We start from the raw sequence: 18,189 nt of genomic DNA, 5'->3' as shown, positions 1-18,189 counted from the left end.
AATTTTCGGGACGGCCCTCTTGCCGTCCCGAAGGACGCTTAAAAACGATCTCAGTACATAAAAAACAAGAGTTTTCGGCCTAATTAACACCCCTAGTCGCTCAACTATCCCCAAGACCGAGCGCTAGAAAAACTACACCAATCATCCACTAGTGTCGGCTATCCATTCAATAGAATCCTCAATCCACGTAGACCATCGCGATATTACTCACCCTCAGCTCTACTGCAAAGTTAGCGATGGAGAGCATCTTTGCAGGGCTGGTGCCGACACCGTCGATCTTTGGATAGCAGATTTGGACAGTTCCATAGACCAAGCCTGTATATCGGAAGCTGAGTACGAAGCCTCAAGACGATTCCATTTCCCGAAAGACCAGCAACGAAGTAGGAACACGAGGGCTCTGACTCGACTCATCCTCTCGAAATACCTCAACCGGTCTCCAGAGGTTCTAGAATTCAAAAGAAACGATTGCGGGAAACCTTATTTGGAGGGCCAGGACAACCGCCTCCGGTTCAACCTTTCCCACGGCGGCGGGAAGTTATGCATTGCGGTAGCTTGGGACTGCGATCTCGGCGTTGACCTCGAAGTGCGTCGACCGATCGACGACGCGAGTGATTTGGTCGATCGTTTTTTCCATCCTAACGAAGCCACTCGGTTCAGGAGATTGCCAAAGCACCTCCAATTGGAATCATTCCTAAGGACCTGGACCGCGAAAGAGGCCTTGCTGAAGGCTACAGGCATCGGGTTGAATGCCGATCTAAGTTTTTCCGAATTAACAACCTACCCGCTCTCACCCCTTCGATTGCTGAACGTCGACCCCGAGTGGGGCCACCCACAGAACTGGACGCTCATTTGCCCCCAAGTCGCTCCGGATCTTTTCTTGTCCCTTGCCGTACCTCGACCAGTCGAAGGTTTAAAGATATTCAAAGTCGATGGAATCTGACCGGCCGCCCACACGTAAAGCCTAGAAGAACTCCACTACGTACCCCCTCCCATCAACCCGATCCGCCAACGTCCAATCATGATAAAACGCCTTATCTTCTCAGTTACCCTTTTGCTAGGTTGCCTTCTTCCCAGCAAGCTCTCCGCTCACGCTGAGGGCGAAAGCTACGTCTTTTTAGAATTTCTCGAAGACTCGATTCGCGGAAGAGTCGAAATCGACATCGACGACCTGGCCGAGAAACTCGGACTCGACATCGAGGAAAATGGTGTAGTCACCGAAAAACGCATCATCGAAACAAGCGAGTCGGTGATCGACTTCATTAGATCAAACGTATCAATCGCCCCCGCTGGCGAATCGGAGTTCCCGCTAAATATTTCAAAAACGACTTACTTCGAACGGGAAGGAGGCTGGGCCCAGTACCATTTCAATATCCCCGTATCTCCCGTTCCTGACTATTTGGATATCGAGATGACCATGTTCTTAGACGACTACGTCATGCATCGATGCTTGGTAGTCACCGAAAAGGGGGTCTGGCCAAGCGAAGACTACCAGATGAATGTCGCTATGGTGTACAACAGATCGAGCGGCACCCAAACCCTGGACGTTCAAAACCCTCCTTCTGTGCAGACCCCTGCAAGCATGATCTGGCAAGGCATCCTTCACATTTGGATCGGCATCGACCACATCCTCTTTTTGGTGGCACTGGCCCTGCCAATCGTTCTCGTTCGCCAAGAGCAAATGTGGCAGCCAGCCCGCGGGCTCGGCAGGACTCTCTATTCGCTCCTGAAAATCGTAACTATTTTCACGATCGCCCACAGTATCACCCTAGCTTTGGCCAGCTTAGGATTCATCCAGCTCCCCTCTAGGTTGGTAGAATCGGTCATCGCGCTTTCGATCATTCTTGTGGCGGTCAACAATTTCCTCGGCCGAAGCCAATCCTTATCGATGGCAATAACATTTGCGCTTGGGCTTTTCCACGGTCTCGGTTTTGCCAGCGTTATGTCGGACCTGCCTTTCCGCATTGCGGAAACGCAGAACTTTCTGCTGATTATCCTAGCGTTCAACGTCGGCGTCGAGCTCGGTCAATTGGCAATCCTCGTCATCCTCTTTCCCATCATTTTTGCTCTCAGGAAAACATCCCTGTACGTCCCAGTAGTCTTAAAAGGCGGTTCTATTGTTCTCACTCTAATCGCCGGCTACTGGTTTATCGAAAGAGCATTCGCTCTCTAGTATTATGCTTACTTACATGACCCCAGAACAAACATCAGAACGGATTTTTTCTATCATTACGAATGAGCTGGCAATCGCAGAGGCGGATGAAATCGAGCCGGATACCAATCTCATCACCGGAGGTTTCCTAGACTCGATCAATGCAATGCGGCTGGTCAGCCAGATTGAGCGAGATTTTGATACCAAGATCCCGCCACGCGACTTGATCCCAGCCAACTTCTTATCGATAGATGCCATAACGCGTTACCTGTCCAACCGACCGTCCTAAACCCCGATGCAATCAAAAATACTCTCCCAAAAAGATATAAATTCGATTGTAAGCCAGGTCGGCCTCAATGAGCTCTTGGACGAACTAATTTCCCGGCTTAGGACCGCGTTCACTGAGCTTAGCGCGAAGAACGTCCAAATCCCAACAAGGACTGGGATCCACTACTCTAATCCAGACCTGGGTCTCCTAGAGTGGATGCCCGCATCCATCGACGAGGGTCAGGCGTCTCTAAAGATCGTCGGGTATCATCCTTCCAACCCCATCAAAAGGGACCTCCCAACGATCCTTTCCAGTATAGGTATCTTTGATACACAAACCGGACACCTGCAGTGCTTGCTTGATGGCACTTTTGCCACCGCACTCAGAACCGGTGCGATGTCAGCCATTGCGAGTGAATTGATGACAAGAAGTAAATCCAGCATCACTCTTGGCGTAATCGGGTGCGGAGCTCAAGCAGTCACACAGATCCACTCCCTCTCTCGGCTTTTTGAAATAGAGCGTATCATAGCTTACGATACAAACTCGTACGCTTCAAAATCGCTAAGTGATCGGGTAGCGTTCACGGGTATCCAGGTCGAAAGCGTTTCGGAGTCGAACGTGGTTTCAACTCTCCTGGAAAAAGCTGATATTCTTTGTACCTGTACCTCTGCCGATCCTGGAAGCGGACCACTATTCAAGGACTTCGCAAACAAGCCCCACCTACACATAAATGCGGTAGGCTCCGACTTTCCTACCAAAATTGAGCTTCCGATCAACCTGTTGAGGCGAAGTTTCGTCTGTCCCGATTTCAAGGAACAAGCGATGGCTGAAGGCGAATGCCAGAAACTGCTCGAACACGAGATAAGTACCGACATTACCGGTTTGCTAAATTCAAGAGCGCTTCAACAAACGGCCAAGGACGGTCTAAGCGTATTCGATTCTACAGGACACGCCTACGCCGATTACATGACGGGTCTCATGTTCCACGCATTCGCTACAGACATGGGCTTAGGAACTGAGATAGAAATCGAAAGTGAACCACCAGACCCGATCGATCCCTACTCCTTTCTCTCTAAACCAGCGGCAACCTGCGGCTCCTCTCCAGCCAAACATGCAATTCGACCTATCAGCACAGCAAGCAGCCGCTAAGAAAGAAGCCACTGAAGTTGCCGGAACGTACTTTTCCGAATTATCGCCTGAGGAAGATGCCAGCTCTCATTTTAACAAAGCGGGTTGGATCGCTCTTTCGCAGAGCGACTTCCTGCGCGGTTTCATACCAACAGAGTACGGCGGCCGTGGCTGGGATACCCTAACCAAAGCTGTCGCTCTAGAGGCCTTTGGATACAAATGTGCGGACAATGGCCTTGCACTCGGCTTCTCGTCACTCGTTTGCACTATCCTACCACCCTTATTTACTTTTGGGAGCGAAGATCAGATAGCTCGTTATCTTCCAAAGATCATTCGCGGGGAGTTGATGACTGCGGACTGTATTACTGAGCCACAAGCCGGCTCGGATGCTATGGCTATGGAGACGACGGCAGAGGCCAATGACTCAGGATTCATTCTCAATGGCGAGAAAGTCTACATCGGCCTGGCTCCAATCGCTGACTTGCTCCTCGTCTATGCGAAAACCGATCCTGACGCCGGAGCTTGGGGGCTCTCCGCATTTTTGGTAGACTGTCCGAGCGACGGTATTCACAAATCGGATAACAGGGAAAAACTCGGTCTTCGCACGTTGCCCATGGGCGATGTCCGCTTCGACCGATGTCAAGTACCTGCCGAAGCTAGGCTCGGTGGAGAAGGCTCGGGACTGAGCCTCTTCAACGAATCCATGGAGTGGGAACGAGCTCTTATCCTCGCAACCCAAGTGGGCGTACTCGCTAGACAGCTCGAAACCTGCGTACACTTCACACAGTCTCGTAAGCAGTTCAAGAAACCCATCGCCCAATTCCAGAGCGTATCGAACCGTATCGCCGAAATGCGAGTTCGGCTCGAAACCTGCAAACTTCATTTGTACAAAACCTCTTGGCTCATCGATCAAGGCAAGTCGATAGCCGCAGAGGCGGCGATGACCAAGCTGTGCATCTCCGAGGCCTTCCTGGCATCAAGTATGGATGCAATGCGAATCCACGGAGCAGCTGGCTATATGAGTGGATCTCAAACAGAGAGAGACTTGAGAGACTCGGTTGGCGGCGTATTATACGCCGGTACTTCAGACATTCAACGAAACCTGATCGCTCGACTCTCAGGGGCCTAAATCAAATGTTGCGCACTCTACTACATCACTCGCTAGAACGCTGGGCCAAGTCGGCTCCAGAGCATCCTGCTTTTCGATGTCGAGGTGAATCGATTAGCTACGGCGAGTTCTTTTCACGTGCCTGCCAATTAGCCAACGTACTCAGGAAAAATGGACTGAAGCCGCTTGACCGCGTCGGTATCCACATGGGTAAGTCAAACGAGATGGCGATTGCGGTCTATGGAATCTTGCTAGCTGGTGGAGCGTATGTGCCAGTAGACGTTTCAGCACCGGCTCAAAGAGTCGAGTTCATCATCAACGACTGCGGTATCCGCATTCTGGTTACTGCTAGTGAAAAGATACGAACTCTAAAGTCCTTGGAGTCTAAAGATTATCTACCGCTTCAAACCGTGATCGGCCTAGAACGCTCTTCGACTTCGGCGCTTTCATATATAAGCTGGAACGAAGTTTACAGATCCACTTCTGACCGACCCGAAGAACATACGCGAGAAGACGACCTCGCATATATCATGTATACCTCCGGCTCAACGGGCACTCCTAAGGGCCTGATGCACACCCACCGTAGCGGCTTATCCTACGCCCGTTATTCAGCAGACCTATACGCCGTCTCTCAAGCTGATATTCTTGGGAATCATGCTCCGCTACATTTTGATATTTCCACTTTCGAATTCCTCGTCGGTCCTTACGCCGGAGCAACCTCGGTGCTCATTCCCGAGGAGGACATGATGTTTCCGACAAGCCTAGCGAGGCTGATTGAGCGAGAGAGGCTCACCTTCTGGTATTCTGTACCCTTGGCCTTGATACAACTATTTACTCGAGGCGAGCTCGATGGACTGAATTTAACCTCACTACGATGGGTAAAGTTCGGGGGTGAACCTTTCCCACCGAGCTATCTGCGCGAGTTAATGAAGCGACTTCCGCAAGCTCGTTTTTGCAATGTCTATGGGCCAGCAGAGGTGAATCAATGCACCTTTTACAACCTCCCAGAGCAATTGACCTCCAGCGATGAGGCGATTCCCCTTGGAGAGATTTGGCAAGGAGCGAACGCCCTCATTCTAAACACTGAAGACCAGCGAGTTGAGGGAGCAGGCAGTGGCGAGTTGCTGATAGCCTCCTCTACGATGATGCAAGGGTACTGGGCTCGAAAAGACCTGGATCGGAAAGCATTTTATTTCGAAGAGCCCGTATTAGGATTCTCTCGACGTTACTATCGCACAGGAGATCTCGTGCGCCGTGATGAGAAGGGAGCCCTTCACTTCATAGGTCGTAAAGACCGACAAATCAAATTACGAGGATACCGAATCGAGCTAGACGAAATAGAGGCGGCATTCGTAAGGCTACCTGAAATCGAAGAAGCAGCCGCAATCGTAAGGACTGATGACGATGGAGAGAAAACTATCTTAGCCATTGTCTCGACCGCGCCTGGCTTCGAAGTGTCGCTGGAAAGTTCTCGAAAATCGGTCAAAGCGACCCTTCCAAGTTATGCGGTTCCCTCGCAAGTAATTATCACCGATAGCTTCCCTCGGACCGGAAGCGGGAAGATCGATCGAACAACGCTGCAGAACCAATACAATGAACGATCTGTCATCTAAAACTGAGAGTCTGATAGACACGATCCGAAAAGAGTCCGGATTCACCCACTCCCAGTTGCAAATCTGGACGGGGCAAAAGATTCATCCGAAGAGTCCCCTCTACAACATGACCTTCGCCATCGTTATTGAGGGTGAAATTGATCCAGGTGTCTTTGCAAACGCATGGTTGGAAACGGTTCGTGAAGAGGAGTCTCTACGCCTGAGCGTAGTCGAAACAAACGGGTTCCCGCGGACAAACGTTCTAGAAACGCAAAACTACGAGATGCAGACTCTCGACTATCGAGAGCGATCCAATCCTGACGCCGATTTCCGTGCCTTGGCGGAGGAAAAAGCAAGAACCCTGATCCCGCTCGATTCTCAGCTCGCCCAATCAATCGGCGTTCAGCTGTCTGACCTGAGATTTGGCTGGATCCTCAACCAGCACCATCTGGTCACCGACGCCAGTTCAACGGTTGGACTCTTTAAGACTGTATCCAATAACTACGAGAAGTTGTCCCGACAGGAGCAATCGACACCTTCTCAAAAGTGCTACCGAGACATAGCCAGAGATCAGGAAGAGGCTTCTAAACCAAACGATCATTGGGAAAAAAAGAAGAAGCAACACCAGTCCCGATCGAATCCCATTTACGGCAAAAAGGGAGATCCCTCGAAAACGAATAGTGTGCGTCATCAAGTTAAGCTGAACGAGCAGCAATCTGATGCTATCCGGAAACTGGCCGAACACGAATCGTTTGCTAGCTTTTTCCCAGACATATCAATCTACGCAGTTTTCTCCACTCTTCTCGGGGCTTTCTTGCGCCGGGCCACAAACCAGGAATCCATCACTTTCGACTCGCCAGCGGGAAATAGGGTAAGCAAAGCTGCCAAGCAGTCCTTGGGTTGCTTCATCGAGATATTCCCACTGGACATGGAATTTCATTCAGGCGACACCTTCGCTAGCCTAGGCCAACGTTGCATGGAGGAGGTAAGCAGTTTTCTCACAAACGTTTCACCTGGAAAGAGTAATCCCAACGGAGCCACCAGTAGCAATGCAGTACTGAACTACTTCCCGCTTTCGTTCGGAAAATTTTCTGGCCATTCTGTAACTGCCGATTGGATACATTCTGAACACATCGACGGTGCGTACGATTTTCAGCTCCAGGTGCACGACTACAACGGAACGGGCAACTTTGTCTTACAGTTCGACTTGAGCAGCAGCACCTTTTCGGACTACGACCAAAAGCGAGTGGTAGAGCATTTCCAAAGCCTGCTGAACACGATGCTCCAGGATTTGGATACCCAAATCGACTCGATACCAATACTCACAGAGACAGAGCAAGATAGAGTTATATATCAGTTCAATAACACCTCTAGGGCGACTGGCGCTGCCAATAGGACGGTGATCGATTTCATAGCTGAACGAGCCAAGGAACAGCCAAATGACACCGCGATTCGAGAGGGTTCAAAAAGTCTCACCTACAGAGAATTGTGGGAGAAATCAGGGCAGATCGCCCGCGCCTTGAGCTCTGTCGGTGTCAGTGCCGGCGAAAACGTGGCGCTGCTTCTCCCCCGCTCCGCCGATTACGTTTTAGCGATACTTGGAGTTCTTCGAGCTTGTTGCGCCTACGTGCCAGTAGATCCAAAATATCCGCAAGCTAGAATTGACCGGATCTTAGGTAGTTCAAATCCAACCGTGGTGATCGCGCAGCGAGACTCTAAAGAACCCCAAGATTCACCCTCCTTTTTTTCCGTTGAGACCCTTCTTCAAATCGGGGAAAACTTAAAAGCGGATCTGCCGTCACCCGATTCCAATCAACTTTCCTACATCATCTACACTTCCGGCTCTACCGGCGAGCCTAAGGGCGTGGAAGTTGAGCATCTGGGACTGCTTGAATACTTGATTTGGGCCGAACGGGTTTACGTGAGAGGACATCGTCTCTCATTCCCGCTCTTCACCTCAGTCGCTTTCGACCTAACAGTGACAAGCGTTTTCTTGCCGCTGATGACCGGAGGAAAGTTAATCGTGTACCCACAGATACAAGAAGAAGTCGATCATGGCGTGATTGATGTGATCAATGAAAACGAGGTCGACTTCATAAAACTAACACCCTCTCACCTCAACTTGCTGCGCCAACTCGACCTATCCGAATCTCGACTCTCGCGTTTGGTCTTGGGCGGTGAGGATTTGAAGCAAAAATTGGCCAATGAGATCACTAAGCAATTTGGAAAACCCGTTGAATTGTACAATGAGTACGGGCCAACTGAAGCCGTAGTGGGCTGTATGATACATCGTCATGATCCTAGCGATACCCACCTTAGCGTTCCAATTGGAAAGCCGGCTGACAACGTTGAAATATTGCTCTTAAACGATAGCTTCCAGCCCACCCCCGAAGGCACACCCGGGGAAATGTTTATCGCCCGCACCGGTATCGCCCGTGGGTACCACAGAGACGGAAAAAAGACCTCATCGTCATTTCTCGAAAGCGAGCTCACTCGCTACGGAAGGCTGTACCGCACCGGCGACCTGGCTCGCTTCGCGGAAGACTCAAACCTCATCTACCTCGGTAGAATCGACTCGCAGGTCAAACTGGCTGGATTCCGGGTGGAACTCGGGGAAATTGAGACTACCATCGGCGCCCATCCGAAAATCCGATCCGCTCACGTGGCTTTGCTCAGAAAGTCGTTGCCGGAGAAAGACTCCGAGAATGCGGCACACTGCTCGAAAAACGGAATCTCAACCAACTACCCGTCGATCGGGTCAGACTCTCCGCGTACCGAACTGACAGCCTACTACGAGGCAGACGAGAAAATCCCCAACTCCGAGTTAATTGCTCTGGTAGACAATGAATTGCCAGTGCAGATGCGTCCCGCCCATTTCGTCCACCTTAAGACGTTCCCTCTCACCCGAAACGGAAAAGTCGATACGAATGCGCTCCCCCCACCGGATGCTGAGGAAAACACCAGCAAGGACGATTTTGAACTGCCCGAAGGAGAAGTCGAAGAACACGTGTTTGAAGTGTGGGCCAAATACCTCGGTACGCGATCATTTGGGACTAAGCAGAGCTTTTTCCAAATTGGCGGTGTTTCCCTCGCCGCGATGGAGATTGTTCTACAATTGTGTAAGGACTTCGAAATCGATCTTCCTCTCCAATGTATCTTTCAAAATCCCACAGTCGCCAAATTGAGCCAGTTTATCGAATCAACCATCATGGAAGAAATCGATAAGTTGAGCGAAGAAGAGGCCCAGCAGCTTATCGACGAATCTGTCTAGATGCCCGAAACCGAAAACAGTGGAAAAAACTCTACCGCAGAGCTTTCGTTAGCAGAAAAGAAGAAGCTGCTACTTCAACGGCGACTCGGTAGAAAAATAGGTGGCAACCGGACTTCCACGGCTAGTCTTCCCAAACGGCCTGCCGACGAGCCACCGGCAGCGTCCCTCGGACAAACTCGAATCTGGTTCCAAAGCGATCTCACCGACCACTCGGCTAGCAACAATATCACTTCAAGCTTCTTACTAAGAAACTCCGTCGATATTGATCGTCTCCAAACCGCAGTAAACCTGGTCATCGCCAGACACGAACCTCTGCATAGTACGTATTCATGGGATGGCGACACTCTACTTCTCCAAGAGCAAGTAAACCCGTTTTCTGGAATCGAAAAGATTACTGCTCGCGACTCGAAAGAGTGCCACGCTCTCGCTCAAGAATTTGGGAGAAGGACTTTTGATTTGGAAAAGGGTCCCATCCTTAGAATGGCCCTCGTCTCGCGAGACGACAACTATAGCATTCTAGTACTTTCCATTCACGATATCGCCTTCGACAAGTGGTCTCTGCTTCAATTCTGGAAAGAAGTCAGCCAAGGCTACAACACCCCAGACGCCAAACTACAGCCTCTCAGTCATTCCTATTCAGACTTCTCATACTGGCAAAAGTCGGTGCTAAGTGGCGAAGAGAAAGCGAAGCAACTGGACTACTGGTGCCAAAAACTCGCCAGCCCACCTTCGCCTATTCCCCTCCCTACCGACAAACCGTATCCAAAAATCATTACGGTCGAGGGTAGTCTACAAAGACTAAAGCTACCAACCGAATTAGCGGAAGCGGTTCGGACTTTCTCAGCGGAGAACGATACCTCGCTTTTTGTAACTTTGCTTCTTGCTTTTAAGATCCTGCTTTGTCGCTACGCCCAAGTAGAGGATGTCCTCGTTTCAAGCCCCGTAGCAAATCGCCGCAAGAGCGAGACGAAGGATCTAATAGGTTTTTTTCTCAATACCTTGGTACTTCGATCTGACCTACAAGATAATCCCTCTGTCTCAACCGCCTTAACTCGCACCAAAGAACACGTACTCGAAGCGCTCGATTTCCAAGACCTGCCGACCGACGCTATCGTGGAGTCCATCAAACCCGAACGCGTCGCGGGACGTCACCCATTGTTTCAAACCATGTTCGTATTCCAACGCGAAGATGAGGGGACTCCTAAGCTCTCCCTCGAAGGGTGTGAGATCGAACCCATTTTTGTCGAGACGAAGACTTCCAAATTCGACCTAAGCCTATTCGTCGCCGAGTCAGGCAGTACCTTCGAAACCATTGTCGAATACAGAACAGATTTGTTCGAAGAGGAAACAATACTGCGTTTCCTTACCTACTATAGGACGCTCCTAGAAGACTTGGTAGCCAATCCAAGCAAACGTATCCAGCATCTGGATTTCATTCCGCAAGAAGAACGCAACACACTCGTTACTCAGGCTCATGGAGCGTATCTGGAGGTCGATGAGAGAAAGAGTATCTGCGAACTGATTTTGGGATTCGCCCAAAGCGATCCACAACGGATAGCACTCTCCGACGGACAAACCGACATAACCTATCGCGAAATGGGAGAGCGGGTTAACGCTCTCGCAAAACGGATCGTCGAGAGTATAAACCCCGATCGAAATCGAGTCGGCATTTACATGGACCGTTCGCCAGGGGCGATTATTGCCATCTTGGCCACATTACGTGCAGGGGCCGCTTATGTACCGATCGATCCAAGTTACCCTGAAACACGAAGGGCACAGATCCTTGAGGACTCGAGGTCAAGCTTGGTCATCGCTGATGAAGCCTATAGACTCGGTCTAAAATCCTCCTCGGGCTCAACTACGATCACTTGGACAGAAGAAGGAACGCCTTCAACAGTTCTTCCTGATATCAAGCAGGAACAGCTCGCCTACTTGATCTATACTTCCGGTTCTACCGGTACCCCGAAAGGAGTGGAGATCACGCACCGCAATCTACTCTACTCCACTGCAGCCCGGAGCAAGGTCTACGAAAACTCACCAGAGAATTTCCTCCTTCTATCGAGTCTTTCTTTCGATAGCTCAGTAGCAGGAATTTTCTGGACCCTCTCCACGGGAAACACCCTTTTCCCAGCGCGAGCGAACCACGAGCGGGATCTAGACAAAATCCGCGACATCATTCACTCCCGGAAAATCAGTACCCTTCTCTGCATTCCAAGCCTGTATCAGGAGATCCTGACAATAGACACCGATAAGCTCAACTCGCTGCGAGATGTCATCGTAGCAGGAGAAGATTGTCCGGAGAGCATCCTATCCCTCCACCAGTCTACACTTCCCCAAGCCAAACTTCACAACGAGTACGGCCCCACCGAAGCCACTGTCTGGGCTACGCACAAATGCCTGCCTCCATCTGAAAAAATCACGATCGGGTCCCCAATCCCCAACTACAATTGCCAAGTCCTTTCGAAGTACGAGCAGCCACTCCCCGCTGGTCTAGCGGGTGAACTCCATATAGGAGGACCCGGGCTAGCACGCGGATATTTTGAGCACCCATCGCTCACTGCGGAGAAATTCCCAACTTTGTCGGTCGGGACCGGAGAAACTATCCGTTTCTACAAAACAGGCGACCGGGTTGAGCGAACCTCGACAGGCGAATTGCGTTTTCTCGGAAGAATCGACGAGCAAATAAAACTCAATGGCCACCGCATCGAGCCACGAGAAATCGTCGCAGTTCTTAGAAAATGTCATTCAGTGAAAGAGGCGTTCATTAAACTCGTCTCGGTCGAGGACCGCTTACCTCAGTTAACCGCGTATTTGGCTGGCGGCGCAGCCTCCGACAGCGAATCACTGGAAGCCGAAGCTCGGAAACTCATCTCTGAAAGCCTTCCTCAACACTTCCGTCCAAGCCACTATGTAGTGGTCAATTCACTACCAAAACTTCCTAACGGGAAAATAGACGTAAATCTGCTTCCGGCTCCGAAAACCATAAAATCGTCGAAGCCAGAAAACGACAGGGAGCCAACCCAGACGGAAATGGAACTCCTCAAAATATGGCGCGAAATTCTGAGCGTTGAAAAAATTCCGCTCTCCGAGAGTTTTTTCAACCTCGGAGGAACATCGCTCCACGCTATTCGACTCTTTTCTAGAATCCGAAGTACCTTTGGACGCAAGCTCTCACCGAGCCGCCTCGTAGAGCATCCCAGCGTTGAAGCCTTGGCTAAACTCCTCGCTCCCGGCAAACTCGAACAAGGCTATAAATACCTCGTTCCCTTGAAGCCCGAAGGAACCCTACCACCCGTCTTCCTCATACACTCTGGTGGCTTGCAAGTCCTATTCTATCGTGACCTTGCGGAACACATAGATGACCGAATCCCCCTTTACGGCTTGCAGCCAGACTCGAATTCAGGAAAGGAGCCCTTCCTCCGAGACATAAAAGCCATGGCTACCGCCTACCTTCAGGAGATCAAAAACTTCCAGCCAAAGGGTCCGTACGTCCTCTTGGGCCATTGCTTCGGAGTGACGATCGCCATTGAAATGGCAAAACAACTACAAGCTTCAGGCGACTCCGTTCCACTGCTGGTCTCCATCGACGGAGAAGCTCCTCTCGACCTCGGAAGCGTATACCCAGATCCACCGAAAGCTTTCCAACACTACCCCGTAGTTCTTCGCGAGGCCCGCATCGCGCTCCGTCGCGCCAAGAGACTCGCAGAACGATCCGTAGAGCCTCTTCGCTTCCGATTCGGGTCGGTAGAAACTAGGACACAACTTCTCTTAAAACGTACTGCCGATTCCATCCGCCGCGCTTTCAAGTCATATCATACGGACGCTTACCAGGGAAAAGTACTCGGATTCCAAACCATCGATTCCGAGAATTTCGCTAACCACCGTTTGGAAGACTGGAAACGTGCCGCTCCACAAATTTCCATTGTCAATCTCGATTGCGGGCACTGGGACGTTATCTCACCTCCTTTCGTCGAAGACACCGCTACTAAAATCCATGAATTCTTGTCATTAATCCCTGAATACAAATTAGTCGCCAGTCCCGACCCTCAGAAAACAGCATCCAAGCTTCTGAAAAACATCCGACCGGCAAGTGATCTCGACTTTGCTGACGGAGACTCTGCAGTAGCGCTCCTTAGAATTTCAGTACACGCTAAGACCTTGTATCGGACCGCTCGGAAGCTGGTGAAGCTCCCCCCTTCGCTCATCGCCCCACAAGCGCTCTCCCTAGCTCAACAAGCGGTGCTTACGTGCGAGCATATACGTAAATCTGTATTCGAAAGTCAAAACAACGCTATCTCCCTACTCCGAGAAGTCGGGATTGAAGCTCAAAGAGTCGAATCGAACAACCACTATCAGTTCCACGAATTTGGACTCAAGATTGGGTATCACCAGATTGAACCTACTCTCAAGGTTTTGATAAACGAGGGATTTTACCGTACCGACGCTCTGGAGCAAGGAGCCTGGACCGTCTACAAATTTAACCAAAACCAGTGCTCGCTTATCAAACGAGACTCACACACGACGCGAGTCAACCTCCACTGGGACACTCCCTTTCTCGCGAAACGAGTCCCCGAAAAGCTGCGTCCGCGCATCCGCGACCTTCATGCGTTCCGCGCTCCCGTCCCCTTATGGCCTGCCTACTACATGGTGCGCGTCATCAACATGATCAAAAGCGGGTTCGGCAGCACCTCAAAAACCGCGGCCGACAAATGGCCTTTCCTCGGAACTCCAAGCGAATTAATCCCCCAGCTTCTGGAATTCGCTCACATCCAAAAAACGGATACACTAGTGGATATCGGTTGCGGAGACGGAAGAATCATCATCGAAGCAAGTAAACGGTACGGCTGTAACTGTCGCGGAGTCGAACTCGATGCAGATCTCGCCAAGTTCGCGAGACGTAACGTACAAGCCAGCCAAGTCGAACACCTCGCCCAGATCGAGCAATCCGATGCTGGCGAGCTATCTTATACCGATGCCAGTGTGGTCTTCCTTTTCCTTCCCGCCAAAAGCATTCCTGGTCTCGTAGAGAAGTTGCATGCGCAACTTCGTCCCGGAGCTCGGATCGTGGTCCACGAACAGGAGGAAATCCAGCACCGCATGGAACCGACAATTTCGTCGCCTATTTTTGGCGATTCCGGATTAACCGTCGCGCATCTCTGGCAAGTCGAGTGACCCCAAGCAAATGAGACAGAATCAGCGTTAGGCTTTTCGCTTTTCTAGCAAAAAGAGAGCGTCATAACATGATCTCTTCCGCATCACACTTGCAGTCGTCATCGTCGTCCGACTCCAGCGGACCGAATGTCTTGAGCGGATACCGGTAGAGCTTGCCTTCGAAATTCTTGAAGTGGATCGCTTCGTCGTCGATCTTGGTGATGTACTGCGGATTGATGGGTACCTTCCCGCCGCCGCCTGGGGCGTCGATTACGAACTGTGGTACGGAGTAACCCGTCGTGTGTCCGCGCAGCTGCTTCATGATCTCAATGCCCTTGCAGACATTGGCTCGCAAGTGAGCGCTACCCGTGATCAGGTCGCACTGGTAGATGTAGTAGGGACGGACACGCATCCGAACGAGTCGGTGCACCAGGGCCTTCATTACGTCCGCGTCGTCGTTGACATCCTTCAGCAGTACGGACTGGTTGCCCAGCGGCACGCCGGCGAAGGAGAGCCGATCACAGGCCTCTTTCAAAGCCTGGGTGCACTCCCTCGGATGATTCGAATGGATGCTCATCCATATGGGGCCGTGTTTCTTGAGAATTTCGCACAGTTCGGGAGTGATACGCTGCGGAAGGAATACCGGGATACGCGAACCGATACGGATAAATTCCACGTGCGGAATCGCCCGCAAACGTCCCAGCAAGTAATCGATCTTCTTGTCGGACAAGAGCAGTGGGTCGCCCCCACTGAGTAAAACGTCACGCACTTCCGGGTGTTCCTCGATGTATTTGAGGCCCTGCTCGAATTCTGGATGGAAATTGTAGTCCTGCGCATTGCTCACCAAACGGCTACGCGTGCAGTAGCGACAATAGGCCGCGCAGCGGTCCGTCACGAGAAAGAGGACACGGTCAGGGTAACGGTGCACTAGCCCCGGTACAGGCGAATGGCCGTCCTCTCCGACCGGATCGAGCATCTCTTCCTGACCCACCGTCATCTCGCCCTCTCGGGGGATCACTTGCTTGCGGATCGGGCAGTTCGGATCCTCACGGTCGATCAGATTGAAGAAGTACGGCGTAATTGCCATCGCCAGCTTGGTGTTCGCATGCTCGCAGCCCGCCCGCTCCTCCGGAGTTAGCTCCATTTGCTCTTCCAGTTGCTCAAGCGTGGTGATGCGGTTCTTCAGCTGCCAGATCCAGTTGTTCCAGTCAGATTCGGGTACGTGCTCCCAAAGGCCTTGGCCTGATTGCCAGTGTGTTCGGTCTTCTGTATACGGCATAGTTACGAAAAAATCAGTAGTGGAAAAGTATGGATTAGGCTGGGATTCGACGACCTCGGCACTGGTCGGCGATTTTATTTCGAATAAGTCACAAAAAGGGATTGTAGCCCCACCGCAAACCAACTTTTGTCCCAAATCTAATGAACGACAGCCAGACAGGTGTACTAGCATTAGAAGATGGATCCGTATTTCGAGGCATTGCTTTCGGAGCTAAAAAGACGGTGGTAGGTGAAGCTGTTTTTAATACCAGCATGACCGGTTATCAGGAAATCCTCACCGATCCCTCGTACTACGGCCAAATAATTACCATGACTGCGCCGATGATCGGCAACTATGGTGTCAACGAGGAGGATATCGAAGCCGACCAGGCAATGTGCGCGGGATTCGTGGTCCGAGAACTCAGCCCTGTGGCGAGCAACTGGCGCAGCACTTCTTCCCTCCCAGAATACCTCGAAAAAAGCGGGATCCCGGGAATCGAAGGGGTCGATACACGAGCCATCACGAAAAAGCTTCGCGTTTCAGGGGCCATGAAGTGCTGCATCAGCACTGAAGACATTTCGGACGAGGAAGCGGTCAAGCGCGCCAAGGAATGGGTGGGCATGGTCGGAGCCGACTTCGTGAAAGAAGTCACCTGTAAAGCGACCTACGTTTACGGCCCCGCGGAGGCTGGCTGGCCGTACAACCCTGTGCAATCCACCGTCCGCAAGCCTTGCCGCGAGCGCGAGATTTTCAAGATTGCCGCTCTCGACCTTGGAGCCAAGAAGTCGATTTTCCGCGAGCTTTCCCACCACGGTTTTGAAGTGCACGTCTTCCCAGCCACTTCAACCGCTGAGGAGATCAAAGCCATCAATCCAGACGGAATCTTCTTATCCAACGGCCCGGGTGACCCCGAACCTGTGACCTATGTACACGAGACTGTTCGTGCCCTTATCAACGACTATCCGATATTCGGCATTTGCCTCGGCCACCAGATCATCACCCACGCCATCGGAGCCAAGACCTACAAGCTCAAGTTCGGCCATCGAGGCGGAAACCAGCCGGTCAAGAACTTCGAAACCGACTTTGTAGCGATCACCGCTCACAATCACGGCTTCGCAACTTCAGAAGAAGGCCTCGAAGCATGTGGGGCGATCGTCACCGAGAAGAACCTCAACGACAACACCATCGCCGGCATACGACTCAAGGATAAGCCCGTTTTCTCCGTGCAGTACCATCCGGAAGCCGGCCCTGGTCCTAGCGACGCAAACCCGAACTTCGAAAAGTTCTACCAACTGGTCGCCCAGTCGAAGAAAGCGTAACTTTCAACAAACAAAGCGCGGTTCGAGAGAGCCGCGCTTTTTTGTGTTTTTTTGTTCTTTTCCGAAGTTGGAGAGACCGAATCCTAACCGGTCGCCTACGGTTACTCCCAGCCTAACTCTTCAGGTGGACCTCGAAGGCCTCAGCATCCTCGGCCGTATCGATCCCGATAGATAGCTCATCCGTCAGGCCGACTTTGATGGCGACCCCATTCTCCAAGGCTCGCAGTTGCTCCAGCTTCTCGATCACCTCCAACTTGCCTGGCGGGAGGGAGCAAAATTCTCTCAGGAACTCCGAGCGATAGGCGTACAAGCCCAAATGGCGGTGAGCGGGCGATGAGGCCACCCAGGCATCGTCGAAATCGGCAAACCCGTCACGCTTGTAAGGGATCGGGGCCCGGGAGAAGTATAGCGCGTCACCACTCTCGTTCATCACCACCTTGACCTGATTCGGGTCTAGGAAGTCCTTTCGCGTGCGAAAAGGCGTGGCCAAGGTCGCCATAGTCGCTCCTTCGTCCATAAACTTCGCCAACGACCCGATTTGAGATGCCGCCACCAGCGGCTCATCCGCTTGCACGTTGATCAAGACATCCGCACCGATCTGCTCGTTAGCCTCCGCCAGACGGTCGGTCCCGCTCTGATGATCGGCTCTCGTCATGATCGCGTTGAAGCCCGCCCCTTCCACGACACTGCGCAGTCGCTCGTCGTCGACCGCAAAATACGCAGGGATGTCAGGGGCTTGGGAGCGTATACGCTCAGCGACCCACAGGATGAGCGGCTTGCCGCAAATCGGATGCAAAAGCTTCTCAGGAAAGCGAGTAGAGGCGAGACGTGCAGGAGCGACGATAGCTAGCATTTTATGTCAGGGTAAAAATATCCGTACTTGTACTTGGCCTAGTGCATACGTATACAAAACCTTTACTCAAAGTTATTCTAACGACTTATCAG

At 51.6% G+C, this 18,189-nt stretch carries 11 protein-coding genes; 9 read left to right on the top strand and 2 right to left on the bottom strand.

What is annotated here, in order from left to right; all coding sequences use genetic code 11:
* Positions 1-151: 151 nt before the first annotated feature.
* The 8 genes from QEH53_RS08940 (at position 152) to QEH53_RS08905 (ending at position 14,688) form a co-directional block, all read left to right on the top strand.
* The gene (locus QEH53_RS08940; protein ID WP_309022829.1) at positions 152-940 is read left to right on the top strand and encodes a 4'-phosphopantetheinyl transferase superfamily protein; all 789 of its coding nucleotides are present in this window, start codon (positions 152-154) and stop codon (positions 938-940) included.
* 78 nt (positions 941-1,018) lie between these two features.
* The gene (locus QEH53_RS08935) at positions 1,019-2,170 is read left to right on the top strand and encodes a HupE/UreJ family protein (protein ID WP_309022828.1); all 1,152 of its coding nucleotides are present in this window, start codon (positions 1,019-1,021) and stop codon (positions 2,168-2,170) included.
* Between the two features lie 16 nt (positions 2,171-2,186).
* Positions 2,187-2,438 carry an acyl carrier protein gene (locus QEH53_RS08930; protein ID WP_309022827.1) on the top strand — a complete coding sequence of 84 codons (252 nt, stop codon included), beginning with the start codon at positions 2,187-2,189 and terminating at the stop codon, positions 2,436-2,438.
* A gap of 6 nt (positions 2,439-2,444) precedes the next feature.
* Positions 2,445-3,566, top strand: a complete 1,122-nt coding sequence (locus QEH53_RS08925; RefSeq protein WP_309022826.1) for an ornithine cyclodeaminase family protein — start codon at positions 2,445-2,447, stop codon at positions 3,564-3,566.
* The gene (locus tag QEH53_RS08920; protein WP_309022825.1) at positions 3,529-4,674 is read left to right on the top strand and encodes an acyl-CoA dehydrogenase family protein; all 1,146 of its coding nucleotides are present in this window, start codon (positions 3,529-3,531) and stop codon (positions 4,672-4,674) included. Before QEH53_RS08925 ends, QEH53_RS08920 begins: the two co-directional genes overlap by 38 nt.
* A 5-nt stretch (positions 4,675-4,679) precedes the next feature.
* Positions 4,680-6,266, top strand: coding sequence for an amino acid adenylation domain-containing protein (locus tag QEH53_RS08915; RefSeq protein WP_309022824.1), 1,587 nt, complete (start codon positions 4,680-4,682; stop codon positions 6,264-6,266).
* Entirely contained in the window at positions 6,247-9,516 is a 3,270-nt protein-coding gene (locus QEH53_RS08910; RefSeq protein ID WP_309022823.1) for an amino acid adenylation domain-containing protein, read from the top strand. Before QEH53_RS08915 ends, QEH53_RS08910 begins: the two co-directional genes overlap by 20 nt.
* Positions 9,517-14,688, top strand: a complete 5,172-nt coding sequence (locus tag QEH53_RS08905) for a non-ribosomal peptide synthetase (protein WP_309022822.1) — start codon at positions 9,517-9,519, stop codon at positions 14,686-14,688.
* 61 nt (positions 14,689-14,749) lie between these two features.
* Here the strand turns inward: QEH53_RS08905 and QEH53_RS08900 are convergent, their stop codons facing one another.
* Complete coding sequence (locus QEH53_RS08900) at positions 14,750-15,946, bottom strand: KamA family radical SAM protein (RefSeq protein ID WP_309022821.1); 1,197 nt, start codon at positions 15,944-15,946, stop codon at positions 14,750-14,752.
* Positions 15,947-16,086: 140 nt separating this feature from the next.
* Between QEH53_RS08900 and carA the strand changes: the two genes are divergently transcribed.
* Positions 16,087-17,244: a glutamine-hydrolyzing carbamoyl-phosphate synthase small subunit gene (carA, locus tag QEH53_RS08895; protein ID WP_309022820.1), complete on the top strand. Its 1,158-nt coding sequence runs from the start codon at positions 16,087-16,089 to the stop codon at positions 17,242-17,244.
* A 112-nt stretch (positions 17,245-17,356) separates the two neighbouring features.
* Here the strand turns inward: carA and kdsB are convergent, their stop codons facing one another.
* Entirely contained in the window at positions 17,357-18,097 is a 741-nt protein-coding gene (gene kdsB, locus QEH53_RS08890) for a 3-deoxy-manno-octulosonate cytidylyltransferase (protein ID WP_309022819.1), read from the bottom strand.
* Positions 18,098-18,189 lie beyond the last annotated feature (92 nt).

The sequence above is a fragment of the Pelagicoccus sp. SDUM812002 genome, assembly GCF_031127835.1.
GTDB lineage: Bacteria > Verrucomicrobiota > Verrucomicrobiia > Opitutales > Opitutaceae > Pelagicoccus.
Note: the sequence above shows the minus strand (reverse complement) of the source record. Positions and strands in the feature narration are given on the sequence as shown.